The sequence below is a fragment of the Pseudonocardia sp. EV170527-09 genome (assembly GCF_008369905.1).
Classification (GTDB): domain Bacteria; phylum Actinomycetota; class Actinomycetes; order Mycobacteriales; family Pseudonocardiaceae; genus Pseudonocardia.
In genome coordinates this window covers 77604-86388 of the sequence record NZ_VRMC01000012.1, presented here as the reverse complement: position 1 = coordinate 86388, position 8785 = coordinate 77604, and the positions used below count along the sequence as shown (strand labels likewise).

8 protein-coding genes and 1 tRNA gene are annotated in these 8785 nt (G+C 70.4%); 6 read left to right on the top strand and 3 right to left on the bottom strand.

Annotated features, from left to right (window positions below; translation table 11 throughout):
* Window positions 1-166 precede the first annotated feature (166 nt).
* The 5 genes from FVA95_RS05805 to FVA95_RS05785 are packed head-to-tail and all read left to right on the top strand — an operon-like array spanning window position 167 to window position 4026.
* Window positions 167-379, top strand: coding sequence for a DUF4236 domain-containing protein (locus tag FVA95_RS05805; RefSeq protein WP_149663278.1), 213 nt, complete (start codon window positions 167-169; stop codon window positions 377-379).
* A complete protein-coding gene (locus FVA95_RS05800) occupies window positions 376-1287 on the top strand; it encodes a bifunctional DNA primase/polymerase (protein WP_161992206.1) in 912 nt (303 codons plus the stop codon). The genes FVA95_RS05805 and FVA95_RS05800 overlap by 4 nt, the downstream gene beginning before the upstream one ends.
* On the top strand, window positions 1284-2654 hold the full coding sequence (locus FVA95_RS05795; RefSeq protein WP_149663276.1) for a DUF3631 domain-containing protein: 1371 nt from the start codon (window positions 1284-1286) through the stop codon (window positions 2652-2654). Before FVA95_RS05800 ends, FVA95_RS05795 begins: the two co-directional genes overlap by 4 nt.
* 3 nt (window positions 2655-2657) lie before the next feature.
* Window positions 2658-2888, top strand: a complete 231-nt coding sequence (locus tag FVA95_RS05790) for a helix-turn-helix domain-containing protein (RefSeq protein ID WP_149663275.1) — start codon at window positions 2658-2660, stop codon at window positions 2886-2888.
* 55 nt (window positions 2889-2943) lie between these two features.
* Window positions 2944-4026 (top strand): site-specific integrase, encoded by a 1083-nt coding sequence (locus tag FVA95_RS05785; RefSeq protein ID WP_240051296.1) that lies wholly within the window; start codon window positions 2944-2946, stop codon window positions 4024-4026.
* Window positions 4027-4116: 90 nt separating this feature from the next.
* Here the strand turns inward: FVA95_RS05785 and FVA95_RS05780 are convergent.
* Window positions 4117-4190, bottom strand: a tRNA-Pro gene (locus FVA95_RS05780).
* Window positions 4191-4227: 37 nt separating this feature from the next.
* A complete protein-coding gene (locus tag FVA95_RS05775) occupies window positions 4228-5178 on the bottom strand; it encodes a metallophosphoesterase (protein ID WP_149663273.1) in 951 nt (316 codons plus the stop codon).
* A gap of 38 nt (window positions 5179-5216) precedes the next feature.
* Between FVA95_RS05775 and FVA95_RS05770 the strand changes: the two genes are divergently transcribed.
* Entirely contained in the window at window positions 5217-5690 is a 474-nt protein-coding gene (locus FVA95_RS05770; protein WP_149663272.1) for a GatB/YqeY domain-containing protein, read from the top strand.
* 64 nt (window positions 5691-5754) lie between these two features.
* Here the strand turns inward: FVA95_RS05770 and topA are convergent, their stop codons facing one another.
* Entirely contained in the window at window positions 5755-8598 is a 2844-nt protein-coding gene (topA, locus tag FVA95_RS05765; RefSeq protein WP_370460834.1) for a type I DNA topoisomerase, read from the bottom strand.
* Window positions 8599-8785: the final 187 nt, after the last annotated feature.

Sequence of the window (8785 nt, the reverse complement as noted above, 5' to 3'; positions counted from 1 at the left end):
GAGGGACCCACCCCGCCCGACCAGCGAAAACAGCACCCATCCAGGGATCGAGACACCACCCGGTGCCTCCCTCCCCGACTCCACCCATGCCGAAAACAGGAGCAGCAATGTTGACACAGAGTCACCACAGCTATCGCCACGGCAGTCACGTTCACGGAGGTTCGCGATGAGGTTCCGCGCCCGCAAGACGTTCCGGATCGGCCCGCTACGGGCCACGGTCAACCAGTCCGGCCGGTGGTCGTTCGCCATCGTCGTCGGCCCGGTCACCCACAACCTGACCCGCCGCACGACCTCGATCGACACCCCCGGTCCCGGCGGGTTCCACCACCAGCACCGCCGCCGCACCCGCCAGACCTGCAACGACGGGGGTCAGCGGTGAACGCCGCCGACCGGGCACGGCTGGCGGGGTGGGTCGACCTCGCCGCCCGCGGCTGGGCGCTTTTCCCGGTCCTACCGAGCCGTAAGCAGCCCGCCATCGCGGCATGGGAGTCCCGCGCCACCACCAACCCGGAGATCATCGTGGACTACTTCACCGCCCACCCCGGCCACAACGCCGGGATCGCCTGCGGCCCCTCCGGGCTCTACGTGATCGACTGCGACACCCCCAAACCCGACGCCACCGACCAGACCCGCGACGGCTGGGACGTCCTCACCGCACTCGCCGACGGGCGCGGTGGACTCCCCGACACCTGGATGGTGAGCACCCCGTCGGGTGGGCGGCACCTGTACTTCCGCGCCCCGGCCGCCCGGCTCGGGAACACCGCGAAGGCGTTGGGACCGATGCTCGACAGTCGCGGGCACGGCGGGCAGGTCCTCGCCCCCGGCAGCCGACTGCCGAACGGCTCCTACCAACTCACCGACGACACCACCCCCGCCCCGCTGCCCGACTGGTTGGTTTGGCACCTGTCCGTTCGGGCCTCCACGACCGTCTCAGGGCCACCTGAGCGGCCCGCCACGGCGCCGCGGGACCACGGCGCCTACGTCTCCGCCATCAAGCGCGACGAGCTACAGCGAGTCGAGAAGGCCCAGAGCGGGGGCCACAACGCGGCGGTGTTCACCGCCGCCCGCGCCCTCGGCCAGCTCGTCGGCGCAGGCGTACTCGACGAGGACCAGGCCGCCGCCGAGCTGACCCGCGCAGCCGGGCACATCATCGCCGGGCCGTGCGACTGCACCACAGCCGGGATCTCGGCCACCGTCCGATCTGGACTGGCCTACGGCGCCCGACGGCCCCGGCGACTGCCCACCCTGTCGAGCAACCCAAGCATCGAGGGGCGGCGGTCGGCATGAGCAACACCGCACCGAACGGTCTGCGTGCCGTCCCGGACCTGCCCGCCATCGCACCGGCCGAGCTGCTCGACCAGATCACCTCGTTCGTGTCCCGGTTCTCGGTGTTCCCCGACCGGCACACCGCCCCGATGCTGGCGCTCTGGTACGCCCACACCCACGCGATCGAGCACTTCTACACCACCCCCCGCCTCGTCCTCGATTCCGTCGAGCCCGGGTCTGGGAAGACCCGCGTTCTGGAGGTGGCGCAGTTCCTCGTCCGCAAACCGGAGATGACCATCTCGGCCACCACCGCCGCCGTCTTCCGGATGCTCTGCGACGGTCCGATCGCGCTGCTGTTCGACGAGATCGACGCCGTGTTCTCGGCCAAGAACGGCGGAAACAACGAGGACCTGCGGGGCCTGCTGAACTCCGGCTACAAGCGCTCCGCGACTGTGGCGCGGTGCGTCGGTGACGCCTCCCGGATGAAGGTCGAGCGGTTCCCGACGTTCGCCCCGGTCGCGCTCGCCGGGATCGCCGGGGTCATGCCCGCCACGATCACCACCCGGGCGATCACCGTGCACATGCGCCGCCGCGCCCCGCACGAGCGCGTCGAGGCGTTCCGGGAACGCCGGGTCGAGAACGAGGCGACGCCGTTGCGCGAGCAGCTCGCCGCATGGCTCGACAGGGTCGGGGAGGAACACCTCGTCGGGGCCGAGCCGGTGATGCCCGAGCAGGTCACCGACCGCGCCGCCGAGGTGTGGGAACCGCTGCTCGCCATCGCCGACCTCGCCGGTGGGCACTGGCCCGAGACCGCCCGCACCGCCGCTGTGCACTTCGTCGGCCAGGCCACCGAGACCGGCACATCGGTCGGCACGACGCTGCTGGCCGACCTGCGGGCCCTGTTCGCCGCCCATGAGACCGACCGGATGGCGACCAGCGACATCCTCGGACGGCTCTGCGACAACGAGGAAGCCGGGTGGGCCGACCTCGACGGCCGCCCACTCGACGCCCGCCGCCTCGCCAAAGAACTGGCCCGCTACGGCGTCCGGCCCGGCTCCATCCGCATCGGGGGGCACGTCACCAAGGGCTACACCATCGCCGGGCCACTGACCGACGCGTTCACTCGCTACCTCCCCGCCCTCACCGAGACCCCCTCTCCAGGAGCGGTTACATCGGTTACATCGGTAACACCGCAGGTCAGAGGCGTAACCGATCCCGACGATGTAACCGCAACTGCGGTTACACCCCCTGTCGAGCCACCCAAACCCACACCACCAGAGCACGCCGGTGTAACCGACGTTGCGGTTACACCCCCATCGTCGGTTACGCCCCTGACCAGGCACGTAACCGCTGTAACCGATGTAACCGATGCTGACGGGGGTGCCTGAGCCATGCCTGAGTTCACTGCCGAGACGCTGCCCGCCCGTCAGCTCTACCGCGTGTCCGAGGCGATGCTGCTGCTCTCGCTCAGCCGGTCGGTGATCTACGAGTTGATCCGGTCAGGGCGACTCGGTTCCGTCACCGAAGGCCGGACGAGGCTCGTCCCGGCCACTGCGATCGCTGCGTACATCGAATTGCTCACCGCCGAAGCGAAGGAGGCCAGCTATGGCAAGTCGGCGTAGCCGAGGCGACGGCGGCCTGAGTTGGAGCGATTCCCGCCAACGGTGGATCGGTGCCGTGACGGTCGGCTACACACCGGCCGGGAAACGGATCATGCGTCGGGTGAGCGGGCGCACCAAGACGGAGGCGATGAAGAAGCTGAAGCAGCTCCTGCGCGACGTCGAGGACGGCACAGTCGTCGCTGAGTCCGGCTTCACAGTGGCGCAGGCGGTCGAGGACTGGCTCACGTACGGGCTGAACGGTCGGGCTGCGACTACCGTCGCGACACGCCGCATCCTCGCTGACAAGCACGTGATTCCAGCTCTCGGCGCCCGGAAACTGCGGGACCTATCCGCGGAAGACGTTGACCGGTGGCTCGCGGAGAAGTCCACAACGCTGAGCACCCGGACGCTGCGAGACATCCGCTCCATCCTGCGCAGAGCGATCGACCGGGCGCAGGCGCGTGACAAGGTGAAGCGCAACGTCGTGCTGCTCTCCGAAGTACCGGTCGGACAGGAGGGTCGCCCGTCCAAGGCCCTGACGTTCGAGCAGGCTGAGGCTCTGCTGAACGCGACACCGGGCTCGACAGCGGGGGCGTACATCGTTCTGTCGCTGCTGACTGGCGCGCGCACCGAGGAGCTGCGGGAGCTGACGTGGTCGCACGTCGTTCTGGCGAGCGACCCGGGTGCGTCGGTTGTTCCGCACGTGATGGTCTGGCGGTCCGTGCGGGTTGGTGGTGACACGAAGACCAAGAAGTCACGCAGGACCCTGGCCTTGCCCGCCCGGTGTGTGGAAGCGCTCAAGGCACAGAAGTTCCGGCAGGAGGCCGCTCGCCGACTGGCCGGGGCCCGATGGATCGAGCACGACCTGGTGTTCGCATCTGAGGTTGGGACGGCGCTGGACGCAGCCAACGTCAGGAGGGCTTTCCGGAAGGTCGCGGCACTGGCTGGGCTTCGAGCCGCTGACTGGACGCCTCGCGAGCTGCGGCACAGCTTCGTATCGCTCCTGTCCGACGACGGCATGCCGATCGAGCAGATCTCACGGCTCGTCGGTCACAGCGGTACGACGGTCACCGAACTCGTCTACCGGAAGCAGATCCGGCCAGTCGTCGAGGACGGTGCCACGGCCATGGACCGCATCTTCCCGGAGCAGGGCGCGTAGGTACTCAGTTAGGTACTCGGGAGATCTAGACACGACGAAGGCCCTGGTCAGACGTTCGCTGTAAAGCGTCTGACCAGGGCCTTCGCGTTGTCGGGGTGACAGGATTTGAACCTGCGACCTCTTCGTCCCGAACGAAGCGCGCTACCAAGCTGCGCCACACCCCGATGGACACTCGGGTCTCCCCGTGAGCCGTGGAGAACTCTACCCGATGCCCTCGGTGGCCTGCGCGGGGGTTCCCGTCCGCGCATCGGGGCCGGTCGTCCGCGGTACGAGGGTCAGCAGCGAGGCCTCCGGCGGGCACGCGAAGCGCACCGGCGCGTACGGCGAGGTGCCCAGCCCGGCCGACACGTGCAGCCGCATCCGGCTGCCCCAGCGGCTCGCCCCGCGGGCACGGGCCCGGTCGATCCCGCAGTTGGTGACGAGTGCGCCGTAGCCGGGCAGCCGCAGCTGGCCGCCGTGGGTGTGGCCGGCGAGGACGAGGTCGTAGCCGTCGGCGGCGAAGCCGTCGAGCACCCGCGGCTCGGGGGAGTGGGTCAGTCCGATGCGCAGGTCGGCGTCGGCGTCGTGGCCGGCGATGCGCGGGTAGCGGTCCAGGTTCAGGTGCGGGTCGTCGACGCCCGCGATCCGGACCGTCCGGCCGTCGACCTCGAGCAGGTGCCGGGCGTGGGTGGCGTCGACCCAGCCGTGCTCGCGGAACGCGGCGCGCAGGTCGGTCCAGGGCAGGTCCGCCCCGTGCACCCGCCTGGTGTCCCCGCGACGCAGGTAGCGGGCCGGGTTCTTCCGGGTGGGGCCGTAGTAGTCGTTGCTGCCGAACACGAACGCGCCCGGCCGCTCCAGCAGCCTCCCCAGCGCGGTCAGCACGCCCGGGACGGCGTCGGGGTGCGCCAGGTTGTCCCCGGTGTCGATCACCAGGTGCGGGTCGAGCTCATCCAGCGCGGCGATCCACCGCATCTTGCTGTGCTGGCCCGGCATGAGGTGGAAGTCCGACAGGTGCAGGATCCGCAGCGGTCGCGCACCCTCGTCGAGGACGGGGAGCTCGACCCGGCGCAGCGTCCAGTGCCGTCGCTCGATCCCCGCCGCGTACCCGATTCCCGAGGCCCCGAGCAGGGCGGCTCCGGCGGCGGTGCGTGCGAGGGTCCCAGCGATACTCACGCGATCCAGCGTACGTCGCGGGACTATCGTGGCGACCCGTGAGCACCCTCAAGGAGCAGCTGCGGGCCGACCTGACCACCGCGATGAAGGCCAGGGACGAGCTGGTCCGGACGACCCTGCGATCCGTCCTGACCGCGATCGGCAACGCCGAGGTGGCCGGTGACACCGCCCGGGAGCTCTCCGACGACGAGGTCCGCGCGGTCATCACCAAGGAGACCAAGCGGCGTGCCGAGTCCGCCCAGGCCTTCGCCGACGGCGGCCGTCCCGAGTCCGCGGACCGTGAGCGCGCCGAGGGCGAGGTCCTCGCCCGGTACCTGCCGACCCAGCTCGACGACGACGAGGTGGCCGCCCTGGCGACCGCCGCCGTCGCCGAGGTGGAGGCCGAGACCGGGGAGCGGCCCGGCATGCGGCAGATGGGTCAGGTCATGAAGAAGGCGAACGCCGCCGCGGCGGGCCGTGCCGAGGGCGGCCGTGTCGCCGCCGCGGTGAAGAAGGCCCTCGCCGCGGGCTGACCCGGCCCCGTCGACGACGACGGGCCCCGCACCGGATCGTTCCGCTGCGGGGTCCGTCCTCGACTCAGGTCGTGGGGGTCTTGCGGGTGCGCGTCCCGGTCGACTTCGTCGTGGTGCTCTTCGCCGCGGTGCTGCGTGTCGTGGTCTTCTTCGCCGCGGCCGTGCGGGTGCCGGTCTTCGCCGCAGTGCTCTTCGCCGCAGTGCTCTTGGCCGTGGTGCTCTTCGACGCAGTGCTCTTCGACGCGGCCGGCTTGCGGGTCGTGGTCTTCTTCGCCGGGGCCTTCGCCCGCCGCTCGGCGAGCAGCTCGGACGCCCGCTCGTCGGTGATCTCCTCGACCGAGTCGCCCTTGCGCAGGCTGGCGTTGGTCTCGCCGTCGGTGACGTAGGGGCCGAACCGGCCGTCCTTGATCACCATCTTCTTGCCGGTCGAGGCGTCCTCGCCCAGCTCGCGCAGCGGCGGTGCCGCGGCGGCACGGCCCCGCTGCTTGGGCTGGGAGTAGATCTCCAGGGCCTCCTCCAGGGTGACCGTGAAGAGCTGTTCCTCGTTCGACAGCGACCGCGAGTCCGTGCCCTTCTTCAGGTACGGGCCGTAGCGGCCGTTCTGCGCGGTGATCTCGTCACCGGAGTCCGGGTCCGTGCCGACGATCCGGGGCAGCGACAGCAGCCGCAGCGCGTCCTCGAGGGTGACGGTGTCGACCGACATCGACTTGAACAGCGAGCCGGTGCGCGGCTTCGGCTTGGCTGGCTTCTTCTTGGCGCCCTCGGGCACCTCCGGCTCGGGCAGGAGCTCGGTGACGTAGGGCCCGAAGCGGCCCTCCTTCGCCACGATCTCGTGGCCGGTGACCGGGTCGGTGCCCAGCTTGCGGCCCTCCTGCGGCACCGAGAAAAGCTTCTCGGCGATCTCCTCGGTCAGCTCGTCGGGGGCCAGGTCGTCGGGCAGGTTGGCCCGCTGGGACTCGCCGTCGACGATCCGCTCCAGGTACGGGCCGTAGCGCCCGACCCGGACGACGACGTCGCGGCCCTCGGCGTCGGTGAACATCGGGATCGAGTTCACCGTGCGGGCGTCGATCTCCTCCAGGTTCGCGCCGACGAGCTTCTTCAGCCCACCCGCCTTCGCGATCTCCGACCCGGTGTCCGCGCCCTCGTCGCCGAAGTAGAAGCCGGACAGCCAGTGCACGCGGGAGTCGTCCCCGGAGGCGATGGAGTCGAGGTCGTCCTCCATGGCGGCGGTGAAGTCGTAGTCGACGAGCTGGCCGAAGTGCTGCTCCATCAGCCCGACGACGGCGAAGGCCACCCACGACGGGACGAGCGCGGAGCCCTTCTTCCAGACGTAGCCGCGGTCGAGGATGGTCTTGATCGTCGACGCGTACGTCGACGGCCGGCCGATCCCCATCTCCTCCATCGCCTTGACCAGAGCGGGCTCGGTGAAGCGCGACGGCGGGCTGGTCGAGTGCCCGTCGGGCACCAGCTCGGTGGCGGTCAGCGCCTGCCCCTCGGTCAGCTCCGGGAGGCGGGACTCGGCGTCGTCGGCCTGGCCGGTGGACTCGTCGTCCATGGTCTCGACGTACGCCTTGAGGAAGCCGGGGAAGGTGATCGTGCGGCCGGAGGACGCGAACACGACCTTCTCGCCGGTCCCCGCGGTGCCCGCGATCCGGATGCTCACGGTGGTCCCGCGGGCGTCGTTCATCTGCGAGGCGATGGTCCGCTGCCAGATCATCTCGTAGAGGCGGAAGTCGTCTCCGTCGACCTCGCGGGCGATCGCGCCGGGGGTCCGGAAGGTCTCGCCGGCGGGGCGGATGGCCTCGTGGGCCTCCTGGGCGTTCTTCACCTTGCGCGTGTACTGGCGCGGCGAGTCCGCGACGTAGGCGTCGCCGTAGAGCTCACGGGCCTGCGAGCGGGCGGCCTCGATGGCCGTCGCCGACAGCGTCGTCGAGTCCGTACGCATGTAGGTGATGTAGCCGTTCTCGTACAGGCGCTGCGCGCTGCGCATCGTGCGCTCGGAGGAGAACCGCAGCTTGCGGCCCGCCTCCTGCTGCAGCGTCGAGGTCATGAACGGCGGGTACGGCTTGCGCGTGTAGGGCTTGGACTCGACGGAGGCGACCTCCATCGGACGGTCCTGCAGCCCCTCGGCGAGGCGGCGTGCCTGCGCCTCGTTCAGGGTGACGACCTCGGCGGAGCCCTTCTTCAGCTGCCCGAGCGAGTCGAAGTCGCGGCCGGTGGCGACGCGCTTGTCGTCGACCTGCACCAGCCGTGCGCCGAACGAGCGCGGGGTGGCCTTCTCCCCGGCGTCGAGGGTCGCGGCGATGTCCCAGTACTCCGCGGAGCGGAACGCGATGCGGTCACGCTCGCGCTGCACGATCAGCCGGGTCGCGACCGACTGGACGCGGCCCGCCGACAGCTTCGGCATGACCTTCTTCCACAGCACGGGGGAGACCTCGTAGCCGTAGAGACGGTCCAGGATGCGGCGGGTCTCCTGCGCGTCGACGAGGTGCTGGTCGAGCTCGCGGGTGTTCTCCGCGGCCGCCCGGATCGCCGACTCGGTGATCTCGTGGAAGACCATCCGCCGGACCGGGACCTTGGGCTGGAGGGTCTCCAGCAGGTGCCAGGCGATGGCCTCGCCCTCGCGGTCGGGGTCCGTCGCGAGCAGGAGCTCGTCGACGGTCTTCAGCGCCTCGCGCAGCTCCGAGACGGTGCTGCGCTTCTCCGGCGTGACGATGTAGAGCGGGCTGAACTGGTTGTCGACGTCGACGCCGAGCCGCGCCCAGGACTCGCCCTTGTACTTGGCGGGGACGTCCGCCGCGCCGCGCGGCAGGTCACGGATGTGCCCGACGGAGGACTCGACGATGTAGTCGTTGCCCAGGTAGGGCTGGATCTTCTTCGCCTTGCTGGGGGACTCGACGATCACCAGGCGGCGCGTCGGGCGGCCGGATGCGTTCGCCGTCGAGGTCGGCTTGCGCGTGCTGCCCCCCGACGTGCGTGCCGAACCCGTCGTTCCCGTTGTCGCTGCTGCCACGTGGTCCTACCTCATCTCCTCGGCTGCGTCGCGGTCCCTGCGACGTCGTCGCCGTTTCTCGACCCCGCACAGGTGCATCGTG

Coding starts and splice junctions, on each gene's coding strand:
- FVA95_RS05790 (WP_149663275.1), top strand. CDS start 2,658: ATGCCTGAGTTCACTGCCGAGACGCTGCCCGCCCGTCAGCTCTACCGC.
- FVA95_RS05805 (WP_149663278.1), top strand. CDS start 167: ATGAGGTTCCGCGCCCGCAAGACGTTCCGGATCGGCCCGCTACGGGCC.
- FVA95_RS05795 (WP_149663276.1), top strand. CDS start 1,284: ATGAGCAACACCGCACCGAACGGTCTGCGTGCCGTCCCGGACCTGCCC.